Origin of the sequence: Myroides sp. A21 (assembly GCF_000807225.1) — a bacterium.
Lineage (GTDB): Bacteria > Bacteroidota > Bacteroidia > Flavobacteriales > Flavobacteriaceae > Flavobacterium > Flavobacterium odoratimimum.
In genome coordinates this window covers 518,057-541,868 of the sequence record NZ_CP010327.1, presented here as the reverse complement: position 1 = coordinate 541,868, position 23,812 = coordinate 518,057, and the positions used below count along the sequence as shown (strand labels likewise).

General features: G+C 33.6%; 20 protein-coding genes. 16 read left to right on the top strand and 4 right to left on the bottom strand.

Annotated elements, in window-relative coordinates; genetic code table 11:
* The first annotated feature begins 39 nt into the window (after nt 1-39).
* The 6 genes from MYRA21_RS02540 to MYRA21_RS02515 all read left to right on the top strand — a co-directional run bounded on the left by MYRA21_RS02540 (nt 40) and on the right by MYRA21_RS02515 (nt 8,247).
* Nucleotides 40-2,268 (top strand): hypothetical protein, encoded by a 2,229-nt coding sequence (locus MYRA21_RS02540; protein WP_006260342.1) that lies wholly within the window; start codon nt 40-42, stop codon nt 2,266-2,268.
* A 197-nt stretch (nt 2,269-2,465) separates the two neighbouring features.
* Nucleotides 2,466-3,218, top strand: a complete 753-nt coding sequence (locus MYRA21_RS02535) for a nucleotidyltransferase domain-containing protein (RefSeq protein ID WP_006260341.1) — start codon at nt 2,466-2,468, stop codon at nt 3,216-3,218.
* A complete protein-coding gene (locus tag MYRA21_RS02530) occupies nt 3,215-4,273 on the top strand; it encodes a DNA polymerase beta superfamily protein (protein ID WP_006266982.1) in 1,059 nt (352 codons plus the stop codon). Before MYRA21_RS02535 ends, MYRA21_RS02530 begins: the two co-directional genes overlap by 4 nt.
* 467 nt (nt 4,274-4,740) lie before the next feature.
* Entirely contained in the window at nt 4,741-6,000 is a 1,260-nt protein-coding gene (locus MYRA21_RS02525; RefSeq protein WP_006260338.1) for a PQQ-binding-like beta-propeller repeat protein, read from the top strand.
* A 74-nt stretch (nt 6,001-6,074) separates the two neighbouring features.
* Nucleotides 6,075-7,505, top strand: coding sequence for an RtcB family protein (locus MYRA21_RS02520; protein WP_006260337.1), 1,431 nt, complete (start codon nt 6,075-6,077; stop codon nt 7,503-7,505).
* Between the two features lie 328 nt (nt 7,506-7,833).
* Entirely contained in the window at nt 7,834-8,247 is a 414-nt protein-coding gene (locus tag MYRA21_RS02515; RefSeq protein ID WP_006260336.1) for a hypothetical protein, read from the top strand.
* A 43-nt stretch (nt 8,248-8,290) separates the two neighbouring features.
* On the opposite strand, the gene MYRA21_RS02510 is transcribed toward MYRA21_RS02515, so the two are convergent.
* The 3 genes from MYRA21_RS02510 to MYRA21_RS02500 form a co-directional block, all read right to left on the bottom strand.
* Nucleotides 8,291-8,800: a YfbM family protein gene (locus tag MYRA21_RS02510; RefSeq protein WP_006260335.1), complete on the bottom strand. Its 510-nt coding sequence runs from the start codon at nt 8,798-8,800 to the stop codon at nt 8,291-8,293.
* 17 nt (nt 8,801-8,817) lie between these two features.
* Nucleotides 8,818-10,074 carry an erythromycin esterase family protein gene (locus MYRA21_RS02505; RefSeq protein ID WP_006260334.1) on the bottom strand — a complete coding sequence of 419 codons (1,257 nt, stop codon included), beginning with the start codon at nt 10,072-10,074 and terminating at the stop codon, nt 8,818-8,820.
* 91 nt (nt 10,075-10,165) lie between these two features.
* Nucleotides 10,166-10,882: a DUF1963 domain-containing protein gene (locus tag MYRA21_RS02500; RefSeq protein ID WP_006260333.1), complete on the bottom strand. Its 717-nt coding sequence runs from the start codon at nt 10,880-10,882 to the stop codon at nt 10,166-10,168.
* 53 nt (nt 10,883-10,935) lie between these two features.
* On the opposite strand from MYRA21_RS02500, the gene MYRA21_RS02495 reads away from it, so the two are divergent.
* Together MYRA21_RS02495 and MYRA21_RS02490 are read left to right on the top strand one after the other, a co-directional pair.
* Entirely contained in the window at nt 10,936-11,379 is a 444-nt protein-coding gene (locus MYRA21_RS02495; RefSeq protein ID WP_006260332.1) for a hypothetical protein, read from the top strand.
* A 259-nt stretch (nt 11,380-11,638) separates the two neighbouring features.
* Nucleotides 11,639-12,559, top strand: coding sequence for a hypothetical protein (locus MYRA21_RS02490; RefSeq protein ID WP_006260331.1), 921 nt, complete (start codon nt 11,639-11,641; stop codon nt 12,557-12,559).
* Between the two features lie 637 nt (nt 12,560-13,196).
* Here MYRA21_RS02490 and MYRA21_RS02485 read toward each other — a convergent pair.
* Nucleotides 13,197-13,853, bottom strand: a complete 657-nt coding sequence (locus tag MYRA21_RS02485) for a DUF6266 family protein (protein WP_006264458.1) — start codon at nt 13,851-13,853, stop codon at nt 13,197-13,199.
* Between the two features lie 648 nt (nt 13,854-14,501).
* Here MYRA21_RS02485 and MYRA21_RS02480 point away from each other — a divergent pair.
* The 8 genes from MYRA21_RS02480 to MYRA21_RS02445 all read left to right on the top strand — a co-directional run bounded on the left by MYRA21_RS02480 (nt 14,502) and on the right by MYRA21_RS02445 (nt 23,792).
* On the top strand, nt 14,502-14,897 hold the full coding sequence (locus MYRA21_RS02480; protein WP_006260328.1) for a (deoxy)nucleoside triphosphate pyrophosphohydrolase: 396 nt from the start codon (nt 14,502-14,504) through the stop codon (nt 14,895-14,897).
* A complete protein-coding gene (locus MYRA21_RS02475; protein ID WP_006260327.1) occupies nt 14,890-18,231 on the top strand; it encodes a DUF3427 domain-containing protein in 3,342 nt (1,113 codons plus the stop codon). Before MYRA21_RS02480 ends, MYRA21_RS02475 begins: the two co-directional genes overlap by 8 nt.
* 356 nt (nt 18,232-18,587) lie before the next feature.
* On the top strand, nt 18,588-20,105 hold the full coding sequence (locus tag MYRA21_RS02470) for a Fic family protein (protein WP_039328471.1): 1,518 nt from the start codon (nt 18,588-18,590) through the stop codon (nt 20,103-20,105).
* Nucleotides 20,106-20,248: 143 nt separating this feature from the next.
* Nucleotides 20,249-20,488, top strand: a complete 240-nt coding sequence (locus tag MYRA21_RS02465) for a hypothetical protein (protein WP_006260325.1) — start codon at nt 20,249-20,251, stop codon at nt 20,486-20,488.
* Between the two features lie 205 nt (nt 20,489-20,693).
* On the top strand, nt 20,694-21,527 hold the full coding sequence (locus tag MYRA21_RS02460) for a tetratricopeptide repeat protein (RefSeq protein WP_006260324.1): 834 nt from the start codon (nt 20,694-20,696) through the stop codon (nt 21,525-21,527).
* A gap of 61 nt (nt 21,528-21,588) precedes the next feature.
* Nucleotides 21,589-22,125, top strand: coding sequence for a hypothetical protein (locus MYRA21_RS02455; protein WP_006260323.1), 537 nt, complete (start codon nt 21,589-21,591; stop codon nt 22,123-22,125).
* A gap of 148 nt (nt 22,126-22,273) precedes the next feature.
* Entirely contained in the window at nt 22,274-23,179 is a 906-nt protein-coding gene (locus MYRA21_RS02450; RefSeq protein WP_006260322.1) for a hypothetical protein, read from the top strand.
* Nucleotides 23,160-23,792, top strand: coding sequence for an ATP-binding cassette domain-containing protein (locus MYRA21_RS02445; RefSeq protein ID WP_006260321.1), 633 nt, complete (start codon nt 23,160-23,162; stop codon nt 23,790-23,792). Before MYRA21_RS02450 ends, MYRA21_RS02445 begins: the two co-directional genes overlap by 20 nt.
* Nucleotides 23,793-23,812 lie beyond the last annotated feature (20 nt).

Genomic DNA, 23,812 nt, shown 5'->3' with positions numbered 1-23,812 from the left:
TGTATCAAACCTGCCCTTACCTGATTAAATTTAATAATTATGAAAACAAATGTATTAAGAGTAGCGATTAGAAATCAAGCTATTTATGTTGCAGATACAGCTATAACTGTAACGTTTAATAAAGAAGTATTCTCTTTTGTAGAGAATGTGAGAAAGCTTGGATTTGGGTTGAGTGAAGAGTTGTTGAATGCGTTAAAATACGTTGATTCTGAAACATACCAAGTTATTTATAACACTTTGCAAGGTATATTAGGAACCAAGCACAATTGGACTCCGTTAGTGAAAGATTGGTTAATACCAACAGGAGAAACAGACTTAGACCATTATATTACTTATATGGCAAATTGGTTTGGTACTTCTAATGATGAGACGTTAAGTTGTGGACATAAGATTCCTAAAAAGACCTTTCCCTTAGAACGATATAACGGATGTCCATTCTGTGGGACGCCATTTGAGTTTGAACAATTAAAGTTGTATGGTGGAGGTAGTAAAATGAAGGTATTGGACTTATGGCAAGATCAAGAGGCAACTACTTATTTAGAAGGTTTGATTAAGGCTAATACTGCTTTGGATGCGACGCAGATAGACTCGTTAAAAATGTTGTTGGCAGTATATCCTTTGCCTGCGGCAGAGGTGAAGATGAAGGAGACATTGATGTTGTTAATCGACTGTTATGTAGAGGCAGGTGAGATAGCTAAGGCGGGAGCGTTGTTAAAAAGCCCAACAGATATCATGAGATACTTGTGGTATAAGAAAACAGGTTTCTTACAATTGATACTGCCAAAGACTATTATCGCTCGTCAAGCGAAGAATCACGCTCATTTTAAGATGAGGTTAGATTCGAGTAATAGAGCGAAAGAAGATGTGAAAGAAAACTTGAAGTTAAAGTATTCGAGAAAAGAAGCATTAATGGTGGCTACTTGGTTAAACGAGATGGCGATGGATATCGAGTTGATGTGTGAGAATATGCACCCTAAACGCGGTATGTGGATCCGTTTCATCAGAGCCTTGCGTTTAGCTGAATACAGCAAGAGAACGGGGTTTGAACAATTAACAGAGTTATTAGATGTATTCTATAATCAAATCTATACTGTGACAGCAGGTAGAATAGAACACTACAGATTAAAGATGGATGCAGACCGCGCTTTTGCATTGCTAAAGTCGCGTCCTGGGTTATTCGCTCGTTCATTGTTTTCAAGTATGTTGTGTTTTGGTGACGACGTTACTTTAGAACACTTTGCTAAGGTGGTAGATAAAGTACCAATGAGGTTGTTATTGACGTTGAATATGTATGCAGATACGTATTTTGACCCAACTGCCAGTAGAGTAATGAAGCCATTAGGTGGAGTGAATAAAGTGATAGCTGTGAATCAATGGGTAAAAGCGTATGATGAGGCTACATTAAAAGCAATGGTGGGTAAGATAGAGTCTTTTGTGTTGACAGAAGTGATGCGTCGATTTGCAATGCAAAAGAATGAGAATAAAACAATCTATATCAGCGAGGATTTGTATAACATTCCTTTAGCAATAGGGGATAGAGCAGATAATGTTCAAGACTTGCCTGTAGCGTTAATGGGGACTAAGTTTCCATTAGAAGGACATGAGGTAAGATTGTTTATGCAGTGGGGGGCAGGTTTGCCTGCTCAACATTTAGATATGGATTTGAGCTGTCATATCGCTTATACAGATAAGGTAGAAGTGTGTAGTTATTACAGCTTGTCGCCATTAGGATGTCAGCATAGTGGAGATATCAGAAGTATTCCTAATCAGATAGGTACTGCCGAGTATATAAACATAGATGTGCAAGCATTGAGAAGAGCAAAGACGAAGTATGTAACTTTTACAAGCAATGCTTATAGTAATGGAGCTATAACGCCAAACTTGGTAGTAGGGTGGATGGATGCTAAGTATCCGATGACTGTATCAAACAATAAGGGCGTAGCGTACGATCCGTCAGCTGTAATTCACCAAGTACGTGTGACAAATAGCTTGACAAAAGGATTGGTATTTGGGGTGTTGGATGTTGAGAAAGGAGAGATTATATGGTTAGAGATGGCATTCGGTGGACAAAATATACAGTCATTGGATAGCAAAACATTAAACATATTCTTAAAGAAGTTAGAAGCCAAAACGAAAGTAGCAGATTTGTTAATGATTAAGGCTCAAGCACAAGGAATGAACATTGTGTATTCAGTAGAAGCAGCAGATGAGGTGTACGATGCTAAATGGGCTATTGATTCGGCTAATGTGATGAGGTTAATTAGTTGACAGTTAATGGTGTTGTAGAGATTCAATTTCTTGCGTCTTGACTCACTGTAAAACAATAACCATAAGCCATTCTTCTTGTCCCACTTTTTGATACCAAAAGCGACTATAATGAGTCAAATGAGTTCATTATAGTCACTTCAAAAAAAGCATGAAAGGTGAATAAGTAGTTTTGTGAGGAATCAATAAGATAAAATGCTATGAAAGAGATAATATTAAAAAAGATAAAAGAAATAGAAGAGTCACATAACATAGAAGTATTGTATGCGTGTGAGTCAGGAAGTAGAGCTTGGGGTTTTGCTTCTGAGGACAGTGATTACGATGTTCGATTGGTTTATAAGCAGAAGATAGATAATTATTTGAGTGTGGTAGATACAAGTGATTTTATAGATATGCCGATAGATGAGGTATGGGACTTTAATGCTTGGGATATCAAGAAGGTATTGGTATTGCTAATTAAGTCTAATACAACAGTGTTTGAGTGGTTACAATCGCCTATTGTTTATAAAGAGGCAGAAGGGTTTAGAGTAGCAATGTGGGCATTGAGCCATGACTATTATTGCCAACAGACACATACACATCATTATCTGGGCTTAGCAAAGAAGATGTTGTTGGAGCATACGGATGAGCAGGTGAAGTACAAGACACTGTTCTATATCCTTAGAGCACTATTGTCTGCTAAGTGGAATGTAGAGTTTAATAGGATAGCACCTATGGAGTTTAAGCCCTTGCTAAAGGTGGTTAATGATGATAAGCTTACTGCATACATACTCTTATTGATAAAAGAGAAAGAAGGCTTGACTGAGAAGGACTGGTACACTTGGGATGCGAGGTTAAAGGACTATGTGTATGACTTGTATGAGAGTTTGTCTAAGGTTACAGTGGTAAAGAGCAAGGGAAGTTTTGACAATGAATTGGTAAATAGGTTTTTTAGAAAGGAGGTAAGACAATGACAATAACAGAGATGAAAGACAGAGGATTGCTCCTGTTCGAATGTATAAGTGGGAGTAGGGCATATGGCTTAGCAACTAAAGATTCGGATACGGATATAAGAGGAGTGTATTACTTGCCTAAAGAACAGTTTTACGGTATGGATTACCTTCCACAGATCAGCAATGAGACTAATGATATCGTGTATTATGAGATAGGGCGTTTTATAGAGTTGTTGAGTAAGAATAACCCTAATATACTGGAACTGTTAGCTACACCTGATGAGATGGTGCTGTATAAGCATCCCGTAATGGATAAGATAGTGATGAGAGATTATCTGTCTAAGTTGTCTAAAGATACTTTTGCTGGATATGCAATGAGTCAAGTGAAGAAAGCTAAGGGATTAAATAAGAAAGTGTTTAACCCAATGGGTCAGGAGCGAAAAGAGTTGCTCGACTTCTGTTATGTCTTAGAGGGGGTGCAAACTATGTCGTTAAGAGATTGGCTCAACAAGAAAGAGATAGCACAAGGGCAATGTGGATTGGTCAAGCTGTCTTCTCAAAAAGAGCTTTATGCACTATTTTGTGATAAGGTAGGAGATAAGGGGTATAAAGGGATAGTGCGTTATGACAATTCGAATGAAGTAAGTCTGAGCAGTGTGGCTAAAGGTGAAGAGCTAACAGCTTATTTGCTGTGCAAGGCAGATGATTACTCTACACATTGCAAGAAGTACAAAGAGTATTGGGATTGGGTAGAAAAGCGTAACGAGGCAAGGTATGTGACAACAATGAGCCATGCTGGTGGATACGACAGTAAGAATATGATGCATACGGTCAGGCTGATGCTCACTGTGCGAGACATCTTTATGACGGGTATAGTTATAGTACGCAGTCCGTATAGAGAAGAATTGCTCAAGATAAAGTCCGGACATTATAGCTATGAAGAATTGTTAGATAAGGTAACAGAGTTACAAGAAGAAGTAGAACGACTGTATGTAGATTCGCCTTTGCCTAATCGACCTGACCTTGATAGGGCAGAAAAGGTATTGGTAGAGATAAGAGAGGAGTTGTATGGGTGAATGACTAGCGGTTTTGTAGAGGCGCAAGATATTGTGTCTCAATTCTAAATAAGCGTGATAGATGGTTAAGTATTATAGAACTGACTCATGATAAATACCCTTGTCGTTGATTAAGCAACACCATTTAGCAATGTGGTTAGGTATTGGGTTAAGGATAGCAATACCTTCCGCGAGTAAGTTATCAGGAGTGCCATATTCATCAGAATCATCCATATAGATTAGTACATTGTTGCCTTCCTGTAAATAACGTTACCTAAGGAGTCAGTTTTATAGTCCGTTTGGGAGAGTAGTACTATGTTGAAATCTATCATTTCATTGAAGTCAACATATAGACGGGGTTCTTTCATTCATTCTGAGAATAGAACGATAAAGATAAGAGGATTTTATTGAATAAGTGAGTTAATTCACTGCTTAGTGAATTGTGAAAAATAATATATTTGCGAGCAGTTTAAAAACAACAAAACAATATGAAAAAACTCTTAGTATCACTTACAGCGCTATTTGCCTTTTTTGGGTGTCAGAATAAACAGACGCAAGATACTGTTGTTAATGTATCTAATCAGACTGTTGTGTTCAGTTCTAGTGGCAAGGTAGTCAACTTTGACTTAGATAATAAAAAAGTAGTGTGGGAATACACTTCTGCACAAGATGAAGGCGCAAACAGAAACAAGTTCACTTTTGATGAGAATACGTTGTATATGCCTTTTGAGAGTGGAAAGTTAGTCGCTTTAGATTTCTTGACAGGGAAAGAGAAGTGGGTATTCACAGCTCCTCAGACTGGTGTAATGGATATGGCTGTAGGCGACGAAGGCAGTAATGCAGCCGACAGAGGAGAGCCTTACTTTATGAGTCAACCTCTACAGTATCAAGACAAGGTGTATATGGTCAGTATAGGTGGAGGAAATGATCCTTACTTCTATGTGATTAATAAAACAGATGGTAGTGAATATAAAATAGAAGGGATAGAGACGAAGTACAATCTTTCTCAACCGGTTCTATGTCAAGAGATGGTATTCGTTAATTCGGGTATTTACTTAAACAAGTATTCACTGAAAGGAACTGGTACGAGCTATGGCATGTATGACGGTATCACATTTGACAGCCCGTTATACGCACAGATGCGTAGTGATGGAGAAACGTTGTACTTTGGAGAAGAAGACGGTATGTTCTATGCTATTCCCTTTAATGAGAATGCTGATGTGAAGGGAGACAATGACGATATTATGGATCCAAAGAATAATTTTAAAGACAACTTGTCTATTTATAAATGGAGATATCAGTCTAAAGAATACTCTAGGTTAGCGACTAATGCTGATAGTAATACAGCACTATATGGAAAAACTTATGTAGTACAAGTGCGCAAATCAGATAGTGATGCTCAAGCTCTAATAGGGCTAAATGCTAAGACAGGTGAAGAGCAATGGAGTTATGGTTCAACAGAAGAAATTGTGAATTGGCACAAATCAGGAGAGCATCTTATTGGGTACACTATGACTATGGTGTTTGTATTAGACTTTCAAGGTAAAGAATTAGCAACTTACCCAATCACAGAGGAGTTTAAACCATTGACCAATATTGAAGAAACAAAAGATGGACAGTTGGTGTTCTTAACAACACGAGGAGTAACAACAATAGATAAAACAAGTAAACAGGCTAAGGTACTCATTGCTTATGAAACAAAAGAGGAGTATCACAATACAGCTTATATAAAATATTTTAAGAATTAGTTAATTAGTTAATTGGTTAACGGTGGACGGTTTACAGTTCACAGCGTAAACCGTTGACTGTAAATTGAGAAACTATGAAAGATAATACACCGATTAATGGAAATGATTTAATTGTTTTAGGATACCCACAAACAGAGTTATTGGGTATTGCTCTAAAAGCGAATAAGAAAAGAACAGGTTATACGAAGGTGGAGATGTTAGCACATTATAAAGCAGTGCTTACTAATGCAGAAGATTACTTAAACGATAAGGTATTTGGGAAGTTGGCTACCGCTATTATAGAAGGCGTGGGACAACGTGTAGAAGAAGAGGTTATTCCACTGAGAGAGGAGGCTGTAGGGTATACAGTATACGGTGCTGATCATATAGAAGACGGAGCGATTAAGCAGATGCAAACTGCGGTAAAGCTACCTGTGGCTGTAGCAGGTGCGTTAATGCCTGATGCACATCAAGGATATGGATTACCTATCGGAGGAGTATTAGCTACTGAGAATGCTGTGATACCTTATGGTGTAGGAGTAGATATTGGGTGTAGAATGGCGTTGTCTATTTTTGATATTAAAGGTGTGGAGTTCTACGGTATGGAAGACTTATTGAAAGAACAGTTGGTTAAGCATACTAAGTTTGGAGCAGGGCATGGATTCCAAGGACAATATAAAGCACAACATGATGTCTTAGATAGAGGAGAGTTTAATCTAAACCCATTTATTAAGAACTTACAAGATAAAGCTTGGGAACAACTGGGGTCTTCAGGTGGAGGTAATCACTTTGTAGAATGGGGATTGATGGAGTTCATGGAGAGAGATGAGGTATTGAATATAGATAAAGGGACTTACTTAGCTTTACTAACACATTCAGGATCTCGTGGAATGGGAGCGACTATAGCAGGTAGATATACGCAAATCGCTAAAGATATCTGTAAGTTACCTTATGAAGCAAAAAACTTGGCTTACCTTGATCTAAACTCAGAAGCAGGACAAGAGTATTGGGCGATGATGAACTTGGCAGGGGATTATGCTTCAGCTTGTCATGAGGTCATTCATGATAAACTAACTAAAGCAATAGGTGCTGAGGTATTAGCCAAAGTGGAGAATCACCATAATTTTGCGTGGAAGGAGATGTACCAAGGTAGAGAGGTTATTGTACATCGTAAAGGAGCTACTCCTGCGAGTAAAGGAGTGATGGGGATTATACCAGGCTCTATGACTGCGCCAGGATTCTTAGTGAGAGGTAAAGGAGAAGAGGAAGCTTTAAACTCTGCTTCACATGGAGCAGGACGTCAGATGAGCAGAACACAAGCTATCAAGACTCTGAAAGCAGCTGATATAAAAGCAGTATTGTCAGATCATGGTGTAGAGTTAATAGGAGCAGGTAAAGATGAAGCTCCTATGGCTTATAAAGATATTCATCAGGTGATGGCTGCACAGGGAGAGTTAGTCGATGTAGTAGCGATGTTTACGCCTAAGATTGTCCGAATGGCTGATGATGGGAGTAAAGAGGATTAATAGATAATAAAAATATGTAGAACAAGGTCACTGACAAGAGTTAGTGGCCTTGTTTGTTTAATTATAAAGTGAACATTAGAAAAGGTTGTTTTTTTACTAAGAAAGAGAATATATTGATTAAAATGTATTTTTCTGTAAATGATAAGAATTGTACATCTTTCGGAGTGGGTTTAGGTTGTTGTTGTGTAATATTTCATTATTATCATTGAAGTGTTTTTTTTATAGACTACAATGTGTTAAAAATGAATGTTATAAATAATGAATGTCAATTTTTAGCGTTTCTTATAGTAATTATGATTACTTTGTTAGAAATAAAAATTGGAGATTTATGGCGAAGAGAAAAGATATAAGAAGTTATTTAACTATATTTCTTTTGGTATGTAGTATAAGTGTATTCGCAAAAGAGAAAACAAGTGTGGTGAAGCGAGATTGTAATGTACAATTAGCTAAAATAATAAAGGATAGCGACTTCGAATACCCTAACAAGGATTATTATGTAAGAATAGAAGATACCACTGGGGGGACTGTGATTATTAAGGCGTATGTTCGAAATAATCTATCTGATAATCCTAAACAACAACAGATGGTAGAAAGTGTAGTGTCGTGGTTTATTATACAGCCTCAGCGAGATGGGATATATCAATCTATGAATGCTTTGGATCCTGAAGAACCAGACTTTAAGAAGCTAAAAATAGATACTAAAGCTTTTGAATCACTAGTAAAATGTATTGATAAGAAATAATTAAAGAAGCCTACTAATAGAATACTTAGTAGGCTTTTTTAGTTTAATTGATAAATGTAATTACAGCCTCATTGTTTTTTGCTGCAGTACTATAAATCTCTCGTATTGTATTGATGTTAGCAGATAGGTATTCCCATATTTCTTCTTTATCTGCTTCTGACCAAAATGAAGGATATATTTCTTCTTCATTAAGTTTTTGAGGAGAGAACCTCTTTCTCAATTCTTCATTTGATAGTTGAGTCAGTAGATTGTGTATTTCTTTGACTTGTTCTGTTGTAACAAAACGAGCAGGACCATATCCTATATCCTGATTCTCATCTAAAGTATGTGAACCAAATATTGCCATAGCTAATGGATGTTCTAAGTAGTCATCTACATTGTTTGCAAATAAAAAAGCAATAGCTTCCCAAGACTTGTCTATATCTACCAGAGCTTCATCTATATCGTTCTCATCGTAATCTTTGTAGATTCTTTCTTCAAATAAATTGCTATCCTGTACATAGCTTGTTAGTTCTTCTTGACTTACTCGAAGCAGGTTTCCAATCATTCCCATAGTATATTTTTTAGTAATTAAAAATGTTCTGAAGCATTCGTTGTATTCATAAAGATAAAACCATCGAAGTGTTCTCTTAGTTTCACATTAGGAATAGTCATGTATTTTGTTTGTTCTTCTTGAGTCATTATTTTATACCCTATCCAGTTCATTTTTTTAGGTGTATCAAATATACTTGAAGGAGTATTTTTAAAGTTGACAAAATAGTTCTTCTCAGTGTACTGCTCCATCTGTTGTTCTAATGAATTATCTTGTACTGTAGGTAAGTCATACGAAGCGTATTTACTTTCTTTTACATCTATATTATCGTTCATTGCACTGAAGGTACCATTGGCAGTAAAAGTTGCTAAAGAGTAAAACTCATTACCATATTGCTTTTTGATATATTCTCCCATTGGATCAATAAAAGATGGAGTAAGACCGATGTGCGCATTATGAGCGATGATAATTATCTTCTGATTAAGTAGAGATTGTGTTCTCATCGCTGTCTCCGCCATAGCGTAGTCTCGTGTATAATTTTCATTTCTTTGACCTACTTCATAGAACATTCTAAAACCTAGCTCTAAATTATACAATGCAATCTTTGCATCTGTAGAAAGTTTATCACCGTATTTAATAGTCATTTCTTTTGTTAATTGAAAAGCTTGTGTACCTACTTTGATCAAGTTGTCATAATCTTTTTCAAAGGTTTCATCATTGGATTTTGCCCAATTATAATCGAGTACCTTAGCTGCTTCAGCTAGTTTTAAACAGTTTTCATAATATGTTTTATTGCGTGCTAAATCTTTTTCACTTAATAGAATTAAAGTACTATTGTGAAGAAAATTGGTGTCAACACCAGTTAGCGTAACCTTTTCTTTATTCTTTTTGTTATAAGATCTTATCCATAAGAATAGATTTTCTATCTCCTTGGTTTGCCATACCGAGACTAAGTTTGTTTTCATCTCTTTTTGTAGATCTCCATTAGAGTTAATAACCTTATTAATCATATAAGTATCTCCATAAGCATTTTCAAAAGAGATGACTCTATAGTTGTGATTAGTGACTAAGTCCTTGATTAACTCTACTCTTAAATCATTGAATTCTTTAGTACCATGTGTTCCTTCACCTAGTGCTACTATTGTATGATCTTTTATCGCATTAGTGATAGGAGAGAGTCCCTTGTATTGATTGTTATTCTTGTTATAAGAGAAAGGAATAACTTCTTTGTCTTGTGCTATACTTGTTAAGGAAACCAGTATAAACAAGCTTACTAAAGTTCTTTTTATTGTCATAATTTGCTGGTTGATTTAGCCTTAAAGATAATTTATTTTAACAAGGAAATATCTTTAAAGTTGTATTTACTTTTCTATTTTGACTCTCCTTTTAAGACTGTGCCCAATAGAATTCGCAGTTGTCAAAGTTTAGGTTTTTTAAGTCCTCTTCTTTGATTAGTACACTGAACACTCCATCGTCATTAAAGTTGTTCTCTCCTATCTGCCACAGTACTATTTTATCAGAATGAATAAACTCTTCTACCTCTTCCTTACCTAATTGACAATGAGTGAATATACCGAATATTTTAGAGAGATAGGTTCCTCCGAAGTAGTCCCAGTACATTCCATTCTCATCTACATCGTCTTCTTCATATTCATCCTCAGGCTGTCTATATCGATCAGAGAAAGGCTCTGTATCAGCAGTGATTTCATTGATAAGTACCCCATAGAAGAAATTGTCCTCATGCTCTACGATATGCCTTACCAATTGATGATTAGGTACATCTGTATAGATAACCTTTCCCGTATCAGTTAGGATATCTGCAAAGAAAATGAGCTGCCCTGTCTTTGGTAATAACCCTGTTTTATCATGTGGAGAACATAACGCCAAATCTATTTGGCCTGCATAGTATAATCCTTCAGGATGATCTACTCCAGGAGGTAAGTCGATTACAGGACCGCCATAACGAGATTGGCCTAGAGAAATGTCTATCTCTGTGTGTAACACATCTGTTTCTTTCATCCAACTTTGTCTCCCTAGTGAAGCAGGGATATATTGGCGTTTATCAGCCGAAAATTTTATAATATCAAAAGGTTTATCGTACATTGGTTTTGTGTTTTTTTAGCTAGTGCAAGATATAGAAACAAACTTTTAATTATATGAACCAGAAAGAACAAAAAACAAGAAAGAAGTGGGGTCACCTCATGTATTATGGACTGTTGTTTATCATCATGTCTTTTGTACAGACTAGTATAGCGATGTATCATTTTAAAGATCAACCTTCAGGAGATATTACATTTAATTTCTTTCAAGATATCTTTCTAAGTGCCTTATTCGTTAGCCTATTTTATATATTACTGCTGGTATTTATTATTAAGATTCCGCGTTTTAGTATTCAGATTATTATTCACAGTATGCTACTAGTGGGATTATGGTTTTTACAAGACCTAAGTATTTTCATTGATAGGGAAGCTTCATGGAGTACATATTCTTTTACAGAATCTATTAGTTATACCTGGATGTATAGCAGAATATCGCTATTATATGCATTAGTGATTTATATTTTTCTCTCTTTCAGACTTTATAGACATTATACTAAGTAAGCTTGTGTAAAGCTTGACCTTCTCTGTGATTAACTGTAATATATGACAATATAGAACCCTTTTTAAGGAAATAATGAATTGCTATAGTAAGCGAGTTTTATCCCAATAAACGCAAATCAGATAATAAGCTTAAAACCTTGAATTAATTTAATTCAATATGTTAAATATTTATTTGAGTATATATGCTTTTAGCTTAGTAAAAACGTATATATTTGTTAAATTAGTTAATTTGGTTTGTATAGATGTCTAATTTAAGTTAATGAGGGTTTTAGATCGTATTGTTTTGTTTCTTTTCATTACAGGTATAAATTGTATTTATGCTAGGCAAGAACACGTATATATCGACAAACACGCTGAGGGGGTAGAATCCAATGAATTACAGCATAGTGTAGAGATCATCATGACTCATCTAGACATTGATGCCTATTACCAATATGTAGATTTTGATAATATAGCCCTTAAAGAAAGCACGATTACCACCTCACATTTTGTTTACCTTATACCTTATCAGACTTCGAGTATGTCTGATTGGAATGTGTGTATAGCGATATTAAATGAAGCTAATGAGATTGTAATATCAGGTGTAGCAAAACATGTTTGGGATTATCAGGCGGATGTTTCTTTTTATCCAGTGATAAGTTTTGATCAACCTTATATCTATAATAAGAACATAGAACTCAATATCACAGTAGATATTCTAAAGACAGGAGAGGTTGAAGATAAAGAAGTAGTCTCTAATCAGAAGTTAGTCTTTGTTCCTAATGAGCATAAAGACAAACTGATCAATATTCTCCAATACGAGTATAATACTGTATTAAAGCATGATGATGCTAAGGGGTATAGGTATAGTTTCAGCGTGAATAATAATGACAAACTAACGATAGAATCTGAGATGACAGAAGAGTTTTATAATCTAAATCTGGTCAGAGAACACAATATCAGTATCAGTACACTACCGCAACTCAAACAAAAATGTACTATTGCGAATCAAAAAGCAGCTCCTTTTTTAGTGAAAGAACAGAGAGAAGATTCTTTTTTAACAGCTTATTTTATGCAGCGATTTACAGAAGCTTATATCTATTATAAAGAGGAGGAAAAGTATAAACCATTATCAGCGGTTGTACCACGTGTAAATATTCTTAGCTTATATGAGAAGTGTATGATACAAAACAAACCCTAAATAAAGTAAAAATGCCTCTATAATAGGAGGCATTCTAATAGGCTAAATCAGTGGTGTGTTTTGTTAGAAGTTTTCGACGACTCCCTAATTTGTTAAAGCAAATATATTATAAGCTTCTGTTGCGAATATATTAATTTTTTAGAAGTAAAACTTCTAAAGGGTGCAAATGTATCAAGTTTAAACAGAATAAACTTGTCTTTAAAAGACTTTTAGATGAGTTTATTGGACATTATGCTGAAAAATGGATGTTAATTTGTGCTTTTTTTGTTTTAATAATATTGATTATTGTTAAATGTTGTGATAAGGATGTTGAAATATAGTAAATAATGAACCGCTTGTATCTAGTTAGCTATTTTTTACTATTCATTTTGCCATGATTGATATGAGACCAACTATATTATCTACTTGATTTATGGGAATTAGTGAATTATATTTTTCTTTTTTTAGCTGTTTAAGTAGAAATGCACTGTCAAAGCTTTAGAAATAGCATAACCTTTTTTCTCATAATAAATACAACTGTATAGCAGAAGAATAGCATTCTTTATCAACTTAGAATAAAGAATGCTATCCTAGCTAATACGTTTTAGTACCTTATTTATTGCATCGCTTATTGATTTGTGACTTTAGCTGCTTTATATCATTTTTGGATTAACTCTATAGGTGCATGATACACACTAGTGCTATGCATAGCATGATTAGCAGATTTCCACACACTCCAAAAGTGAATAGTACCTGTCTGCCAATTAGCAGGAAGCTCAAAATGAGTGTATTTATCTGCTCTTTTGCCAATATTTTCAGTAATATAGAAGGTGTTAAGCTCATCGTTAAAAGCAATCATCGTCAATTGATCATCAGTATTCGTCAACGAATTAATGAATGAATCATCCCATTTGACTTTTACCTTATTCTCTTTTAAAAAGCTAATCTTCTGTATCGCCGCAGGAGTTAGTACTCCTATGGATAGCAATACACGCTGAGGAATAATATGAATCATATTATCAATCAGTAATACTCCGTTCTTCATGATCTCAGATCGAATCTGATCATAGCCCGTTTTAGTCTTATCTTCGGTCTCCAAAAGAGGGTAATGCATATTGACGAAGTCCTTTATCCCTTTCAAGAATTTGACTACTACCGTTAATTTACTTCGCTGTATAATTTGTTTCTCACTAGCCTCCTTTGTGCTTTTTGGCGCTAAGCTTCTGATTATATTCTTTCCTCTGTATTTATACCCAACTACTGTACCTACTTTACCCTGTACACCACCTAGGATACCTTCTTTAATTTCTGCCATAATTATCGTTTTTTAGTTTTATACAAGGTATAGATAATCAGTTGTTTATAAAATAAAGGAATCAAACATATTATCTGCCAATAAGGAGGATATGTCGCTTTAAATCTTTGATTCGTGATACTATCGTCTGTGTAGAAAACTTCTTATTTCTTCAACACTGCGTCAATACTTCTTCAAGATTCCTTCAACAAACTACCTCTCTCCTAGAGCAATCTTGGGGTATTGTTGAAGAAGTGTTGAAGAACTTCACTTAAAGCTAGATACAGTCTACCTTCATCCATACATAACTGCTTAGTATAAAAGAATCTATTATTTATGTAATATTTTGATATAGTGAAAGGTAGGGTGTTTTTTTGAAAAATAGAATAGGGGGTAATTTTTGAATGGGGGGGGAGGAAGTTGATGTTGGTTACGGAAAACCTCATATAGGAACATAATAGTTTAGTTAAGTTTGAATGAAAATATAATAGAGTATTGAACTTTTTTATTATATTTTGATAAGAAACATATGGAGTTAAGGAAAGGGATAAATGAGTTTCTTTTGATAAATATGACTAATTTTGATTTTGGGGTAAATAGAATCCTAAGTTATTTTAGGGTATTAAGAGATAACATGAAAAATATTTTTACTAAATATTATAAGAAAGTATGAAAAAAGTAGAAGTTGTAGCGGCAATTTTAATACATGAAAATGATATTCTTTGTGCGCAGAGAGCAGAAAGTAAATTAGATTATATTTCAAAAAAGTTTGAATTTCCTGGTGGTAAGATAGAAGAAGGAGAAACAAAAAAAGAAGCTTTAAGGAGAGAGCTAATAGAAGAATTAAATATAAGCCCAGCGATCAATGAATTATATATGACTGTAGTTCATCAGTATAAAGACTTCGAATTAACAATGCACAGTTTTTTATGTCAGATGGATAATAAAGATGTGACATTGAATGAACATATATCTTCAGTATGGCTAAAGAGAGAAGAACTATTAACATTGGATTGGGCTGCTGCTGATTTACCTATTGTACATAAACTGATAAAGAATGAGTAGTTTGTTTAATGATAATTTTAGCAATGCTATTTATAAGGGTTTTTTGGATAAAACTATTACTGCAGAACAAGGGTATCTACCTAGGCTATTAACTAATAAAGATATTCCTAAAGAAAAAGTATTGTCTACTATAATAAATGAGTTCGATACTTGTATAGAGTTCTGTATTTCTGTTGCATTTGTTACAACAAGTGGAATAGCCGTATTATTGAATAGTTTAATTGCTTTAGAAAAGAAAGGTGTAAAAGGAAGAGTATTAGTCTCTCAATATCTAGATTTTACGCAACCTGAAGCACTTAAAAAGCTTAAGACTTTTAAGAATATTGAGTTAAAAATATCTACTGAAGGCAATACTCATTCAAAAGGATATATTTTTAAAAAGGATAATTATTATAATATAATAATAGGGAGTAGTAATTTAACCTCTAAAGCTCTAACTGTTAATAAAGAATGGAATTTAAAAATATCAGGTTTAGATTCTAGTGATATTGTTGATAATGTTTTGAATGAGTTTAATACAGATTTTGAACAAGCAATATCTGTGACAGATGATTATATATCTTCATATGAAAAAACTTATTTAAGTAAAAGGTTAGTAAGAGATAAGTTAAGTACAGCGGATAGAGAAGAAGATGTGGTAATAGAGCCTAATACAATGCAAGAGGTAGCTTTATCTAACTTAGAAAAGTTAAGAGTAAAAGGGGAGAATAAAGGACTTATTATCTCTGCTACAGGAACTGGTAAAACATATTTATCAGCATTTGATGTTAGAAACTTTAATCCAAAGAGATTGTTGTTTGTTGTCCATCGTTTAAATATAGCAAATGATGCATTAAACACATTTAAAAGCTTAATTGGAGATATTAAAACATATGGTGTCTTTTCTGGAGATCAACGTAATATAGATGCTGATTTTATTTTCTCAACAGTACAAACAATATCAAAAGAAGAGAATCTTAATAGATTCTCTAAAGACTTTTTTGATTATATAATTATAGATGAATCTCATCGATCTGGGGGGAGTTCTTACTTAAGACTAATAGAATATTTTACACCGAAGTTTTTATTAGGTATGACAGCTACGCCCGAGCGTACAGATGGATTTGATATATTTAGTCTTTTTAATCATAATATAGCATATGAAATTAGGCTGCATAATGCTATGAAAGAGAATATGTTGAGTAACTTTCATTATTTTGGAATTTCAGATTTAATAGTTAACAATGAGGAAATAGAAAATGTTCGAGATTTTAACTTAATTACAGAATATGAGAGAGCTGAAAAAATAATTGCAAATGCCAAACTATATGGTTGTGATAATGGTATTACGAGAGGATTAGTTTTTTGTGCTACTAATGATGAGGCGAGTTTTTTAGCAGAAAGATTTAATGAACAAGGTTTAAGGTCTATTGCTTTATCAGGAAAGAGCTCAGAACATGAAAGAGCAATAGCTATAGAAAAACTTGAATCAGAAGACAATATTGATAAGTTAGATTATATTTTTACCGTTGATATTTTTAATGAAGGTATAGATATACCTAAAGTGAATCAGATATTGATGATTAGGCCTACAGAGTCTGCTATTGTTTTTGTTCAGCAGTTAGGAAGAGGATTGAGAAAGACACAGAATAAAGACTTTTTAACTGTAGTAGATTTTATTGGTAATTATAAGAATAACTATTTAATACCAATTGCTTTATATGGAGATACAACATACAATAAAGATACTTTACGCAAACTAATATCTGAAGGGAGTAAGAATCTACCAGGTTCTTCAACGATTAATTTTGATGAGATTACTAAAGAGAGAATCTATCAGTCAATAGCAACTGCAAATATGTCTGCTTTAGTTGATTTAAAGAAAGACTATCAAACATTAAAATATAGGCTTGGTAGAATACCAATGATGATGGATTTTTTAAATAATGAGTTAAGAGATCCTTTTCAGTTTGTCAGTTATTCAAAATCATATTATAATTTTGTAGTTAAAGTGGATAATAGTTTTGAAAGTGTTTTAAATGCACATAAATTAAACCTTCTCAATCTATTTTCACAGGAGATTAATAATGCAAAAAGAATAGAAGAGAGCTTATTACTTAAAGAACTCATAGAAAAAGGAGCTTTAAGTGTACTAACATTTAAAGAGATAATAAATGATAGATTTAATTACCTTTTATTAGATGAGACTATAGAATCATGTTTATCTAATCTAAACTTTAGATTTATTAAAAAGAAGCAGAATGTAGTTGTTAAAGAGAATAATATTATAAAATTTCATGATGAGTTTTTAGAGCTTTTGGACGATGTGATTTTTAAAAGCTTTTTGGTTGACTCTATAGATTATTCTATTAATATGTATGAGGCAAATTATACATCAACAAACTATAAAAAAGGATTGTTATTGTATAATAAGTACAGCCGCAAAGATGTTTGTCGTTTATTAAACTGGGAGACTGATATTAGTAGTACTGTATATGGTTATAGAACTGTAAATAAAATAACACCTTGCTTTGTTACTTATCATAAATCAGATGACATTGAACAAACAATAAAATATAATGATCACTTTATTAATCCTTCTGTGTTTGCTTGGGAGTCAAGATCTCAAAGAAAGGTGGATAGTAAAGAGATTCTGAATGTAATAGGTTCTGAGCGTATTCTATTGTTTGTTAAAAAAGAGGATGGGGAGGGAACTGATTTTTATTATATGGGAGATGTTAGTATTATTGATAATACCATTGAGCAAGCATTTATGCCTAATTCAGAAATACCAGTTGTTCATTTTAAGTTTCAATTAGAACAGCCTGTTAATAATGAGTTGTATAATTATATTGTTACAAGTGTTAGTGATGAAGATGAAACAGATGGATTAGATAAACCACAGAATAGTGAAAAATATACAATTCCATTATATGATTTTTATGCGGCAGCAGGTAGTTTTAGTGAATTACAAGCAGAAAAGGATTTTGAGGAAATTGAAGTAGAACCAAAATATACAAAAGATGGAGAGTACTTTGCATGTAAGGTAGTTGGAGAGTCTATGAATAGGAGAATTCCGAATGGTGCTATTTGTATTTTTAAGAAGATAGAAGCTGGTTCTAGGAATGGTAAGATAGTTTTGGTTGAGAATAGAGATGTTCAAGATCCTGACTTTAATTCTGCATTTACTGTTAAGACCTATTCAAGCCAAAAAAGAGTGACTGAAGATGGTTGGGAGCATACAGAAATAATATTAAGACCAAACTCTTATGATGATTCATATCGTGATATAATTATAGATTCAGAGAATGCAGATAGTATGTCTATAGTGGGAGAATTTATAAAAGTGATATAATATCTGAATTAAGAATAATAAAGACAATTGAAAGGATGCATAATAAGCATCCTTTTGTTGTTTAGAATAGTATACTACTGTATAAAACTTCAGGGCTTATTTTTTCTCAGAATATTATCTAAATAGTATACTACATGATTTTTTAGGATGAGGGATAATTCTTAACTTCGCCTGCCGAAAAGAAACAGTTCATAAGAAGGTTGTTTTTGTAGTAAACAATAGGACTTAGAGGGCTGTTTAGCTATTTGTATTTTGTGCTAGATAAAGGGTGTGAGATTAGAAATAGCGAGGTTATATACGCTGAGTTTTATAAGGTAAATAGAATCAGGTATATAGATTTAAATTAATCAGTGAAGATGACTTATACAGAGGTAAAAATAAAGATAGATAACTTACAGCAACAGGTAGAGGCACTAGGAGGATTGAATAGTGAGCAATTTGTAACGCTGTCAGAGAAGTATAGATTAGAGTGTAACTATTACTCTAACGGTACAGAGGGAAATACACTGACTAAAGAAGAGATACGCAGCATGATTGCGGGAATGGTGAATGTGGAGAATAAGCCTCTTCGTGATTTGATGGAAATCAAGAAGCACGATGAGGTCTTAAAAGATATGTTAGGTGGAGGGCTAGTAGAAGTGCATCTGTCTGAGAAGTATATCAAAGAGCTTTACGCTAAGCTGATGTATGAAGAAGATGCAGAGAAGAAGCTAACGATAGGACAATGGAAGCAATCTCCTAATGAGATGGTTACTTATAAGGGGGATAAATATCCTTATACGGGAGTGGCAGAGGTCAAAGCTGAGATGAAGGAGTTGATTAATCGTACGAATGAGGCTATTGATTACATACTGAAAGGAAAGAAATATGCACCGCACCCTATCGATGTGGCATTAAACTTTCATGTTGATTTCTTGAAGATTAGCCCTTTTGATAGAGGGAATAGAGTTATCGCACGTATGCTGAGTAATCAGATTTTGATTGCATTTGTATATACTCCGTTTTGGATTACAGATAAGGAGAACAAGGCGTATGAACAATACCTTGCGGATGTATTATGCTATGAGGGAGCTAAAGATGATTTGTTTGGTCATATAGGTCAACAAATTCTTCGTTCGCAACAGATGGTGGTGGATATTCAAGAAGGGAAGTCTATTGAAGAATCTGAGAAGTTCTACAACCAAATAGAGATGCTTAAGCGTCAATTAAAAGCGAAAGAAGAAGAGCAGAGTAAGGTAAAATCAGCTGCCTGGTTAGAGTCTATATTTGCGAATTCGATACGTCCTTTATTTACAGAAGTAGAAAATAATGTAACGGAGAGTTTTGGAGACTTATTTGATGAAATTATAGGTCAGTATACTTTAGATGTTTCAGAAGAGGAGTTAGAAGAGGAGTTAGAAGAGGAGTTAGAAGAGGAGTTAGAAGAGGAGTTAGAAGAGGAGTTAGAAGAATTACTTTCTGATACTATAGAGCACCAAGATGAGGAGTCTATTATTAATGAAGAGGAAGTAGTAGAAGAAGAGTCTATGATTAGTGAGGAAGAAAGTGTTGCTACTGAAGATGAGGTATCAGAAGAGAATGAAGTAGAAGAGGAAAGTTCTAATGAAATAGATTTAGACAACCCAAATATTGTATGGGATAGAGTTGAAGGAATACAATCTGTTATCCGTTTAGATGGATTCAAACTAATAGAAGGAGCAGAAGCTATAGAAGTAGGTTTAGCTTGTGTGTTTACTGAATTGACTTATATGATAGACTTAGGCAATGGTACAGTATTCGAAAAAGAGTATGATCAACAATTAGAAACTAAGGATATTAAAGCAATTAGTGATTATACATGTGAGTTGATTGTCAAAAAAATCAATGAGATATAAGAATTTTAAAAGATATACTAGAAGAGAAGCACTGTTTATGACAGTGCTTTTTTTGTGGATAAAAGATAATTATTTTGATATTATTCATTGATTTGGAATGTTCTTTGATGATAATTAAGTGTTTAGTTTTAAAATACTTAGTTATGGATATAGAAGCTCACTTACATCCTAATTATAGGATTTGTAGTATGTCTCCAGTGGAGATAAAAGAAGAACTGTCTACGTGGACAAGAGAAGAAATGATTGCATGGCTGTGTTGGAGTAGTCCTACAGGGATTTTTATAGATAGTGAGGCTATCGTAGAGTATGGAGATATTATCTGGAGAAATGAAGCGATAGATTTAATTATGTATAAGATAGAAATCATGCAGAAAGAAGAATAAGTGGTTTAATGTAAAATACATATTAGCCAAATGGTATAAAGCAATTCTACTTTATATTTCTTTCATTAGCTCTAAAACCATACTATAGTATGCTTTTATCACTAATTCAGACCTCTTTTGTATAATTCCTTTTCGTTTATATGTCTATCGCTCATTCTGGGTTAAAAAGAGTATCTTTAAATAACTTATTTAGATGTAGATAGTTATGAAATACCCTTTTATTGCTTTTGGATTATTTGTATTAGTAGGATGTCAATCATCTAAAGAGAAGAATAAATATATTGAAGAACGTCAAATTAGTGAGGCGCAAGTAGTTAAACAGGATAGTATTATTACCCAATATGCTACTAATGGAGCCCATCAGTATAATTACTACTTAGATATGAATAAGTGGCAAACCAATTTAGATGAAGGGCTGAAGCAGGATAGCACAATAGCTTATCTATGGCAACAGAAAGCAATGCCTTATTTTAAAAATAGGAAGTATGAGGTAGGTATGGAATATTTAGATAAAGCTGTACGCTATGATGTGAAGCGTTATTTGCCTTATAGGGCTTTTATTAAGTGTGTATTTCTTAAGACTTATAAAGATGCAATTGCAGATTTTGAAGAATGTCTAACTCGTTGGGGAGATAGGTATGAAATGGATCATACATATACCTTTTATATCGGATTGTCTTATTTACAATTGAATGAATTTGACACAGCAGAACAATACTTTTTAAGAGCAGTAGAGAAGCAGAAAGAAATGTTTCAAGATATACACCACGTTGATTTGTTCTATTTAGGGATTGTCAAGTATGAACAAGAATTGTATCAAGATGCAATTAACTATTTTGATATGGCGATTAAGGAGTATAAAGAGTTCTCTGATGCATACTTCTATAAGACTCTTTGTCAAGATAAGTTGAATGAGAAAGGAGCAGATGCAACTTTTAAACTATTCAAGAAGTATAATAAGAAGGGATACTCTATCAATGAAGCGAATGCTATCTATGAACTATATCCTTATCAGATAAAACGACAGTATGCAAATTAGTTGTTTTTAGGGATGCTGTTTAGTTGTAATAATATTTACATTTGCTGAAAATATAGAAGGTATGAAAAGAGCGTTAATGCTGATATGTATAGTAGCTATAACGATGAGCTGCAAACAGAATAATACAACTGAGGAGAAAGCTGTAGAACAGGCTGGTACGGAGACGACCGTATCTGTTTCTGAAAGCGAGCTAGTAAAACAGTTACAAAGTGAGCTATTAGTTCCGATGGAGATTAGTGATAAAGAGGCTAAAGAAGTGACTAAGAAGTATGGATTAGAGTTTGGAGGAAGTTGCTACGCTTGCGACGTTGCTAATATTATTATAGATGGAGAGATGATAAACTTGATGAATGCATGTGATTTGCAAACACAAATTTCTTATAAGATTACTAAAATAGAAGAGAAGGATAAGATGATAACCATACATACTCCATTAAATGAGTTCGTTTTTGAAAGAGTAGATGATTATCCTGTATATCAATTAACTGTAAAAGGACAGGTAATCGATCAAGAGTTGTATAGACCTGCAGGCTTTTATACTTTAAAGAGCTTATTAGAGTCTTTTGATATTCACGATTGTGGTGATTTTGAAGGATAGGAGTAGGTTTGCAGTGTACTGTTAACAGTACACAGTGACCAATAAAAAGATATAAAAAAAGTCGAAGTTAGTGCTTCGACTTTTTTGTTTTTGTTCGTAACGAATAGATAGTTTTTAATACTTATCTTGTAGTATAAATTAAAAAGATATGTTAACCCTCTTAAAATACTTAATAGAAATACGTTTTAGAAAGTATATCTCTAAAGGGGACTATACAGCTATGTCATTAATCATCGGATTATATATTGGTACAGCTGTGTTGGCATATTTTAATTATGAAGTAGTTCGTGGTCTTTTTTATTTTGTATTCCTAGATGTTATTCTATATCACTTGAGTAGAACAGATATAGAATTATTAAAAGTATATAAACATTATCGGATAGTATTGTGGTTTGAATATCTGTTGTATAGTTTTCCTTTTTTAGTTGTGCTGATAGCGAACCGAGAGTATGTGGGAATGGGGAGTGTAGTCGTGTTATATTACCTCTTATCTTTTATCCCCAAGAAACAGTCAACTGTGGTTAAGTATCCTTTTTCTTTAGTTGATCCTTTTTGGAGGATTAGTTTTAGGAAGTTTAAATTGTTATGGATATTACCTCTGGTGATCTTGTTTAGTATAATGGGAGTGAGATACAGCAATGAAAACTTGGTTATAGGGAGTTTTGTCTTGGCAGGAATCTTAACAATGATACCAACTTTTGAAAGAGAAAGGGAAACAGAGATTATGACAAGTGTGTTAAGTGGTAGAGAGTATATGGAAGAGCAGGTAAAAGGACAGATGTTTAATTCTTTACTAGTTATAATGCCTGTTTTACTATTGGTGTTAGCAATGTCTTTTGATTGGAACTATGTGTTTTGGGGAGTATTAGTTTTAATTTTACCAATGTGTAATACAATACTAAAATATCGTTTTTATAGAAGTGAATTAAAACATCAATTGTTTATAGCAAGTTGTCTTATAGGAATTGGATTGCCATTATTAGCGATGCCTTTTTTGTATAAACGAGCAATTCGTCAATTAAATCAGATAAAGAATGTTGAAAGTAAATATTAAAGAAAAGAGCTATGGTAATCATCTTGTTCTAAAAGACATTCAATTTACTATAGATAAACCAGGTATTTATGGAGTAATGGGGAAAAATGGAGAGGGAAAGACTACGCTGTTTAAATGTATGCTTGGTTTAGAAAAATATAAAGGTACTGTTGAATTAAAAGACAAGGTTCTTTCTCTGCAAGAAGTAGGCTGGTGCAGTGCCGAACCTGCTGTATATGATGAGTTAACAGCAGAGGAGTTTTATACTTTTTACCAACATTTAATACAACAAAAAGGACTGGGGAATCAATTGTTGTTTGACTTGCCTTCTGATAAGTTAATCAAGGAATTCTCTACAGGGATGAGGAAAAAGGTCTATCTCAATGCTGTACTTCAGAAAGAGTATAAGATGTATATACTAGACGAACCTTTTAATGGGCTAGATATAGAGGCTAATTATTATTTGATGAAGTATCTAGAGCATTTGTCTCAAGAGAGTATCGTGTTTATCTCTTCACATATAGCGGATGTGCTATACAAACATTGTCAAGCTATTTTTATGATAAAGGATAAAACTATTAAATGCTATGAGCAAGAGGAGTTTACTGAAATAGAAGAAGAATTTTTTAAATAGAAAGAAATGATAAAATATAG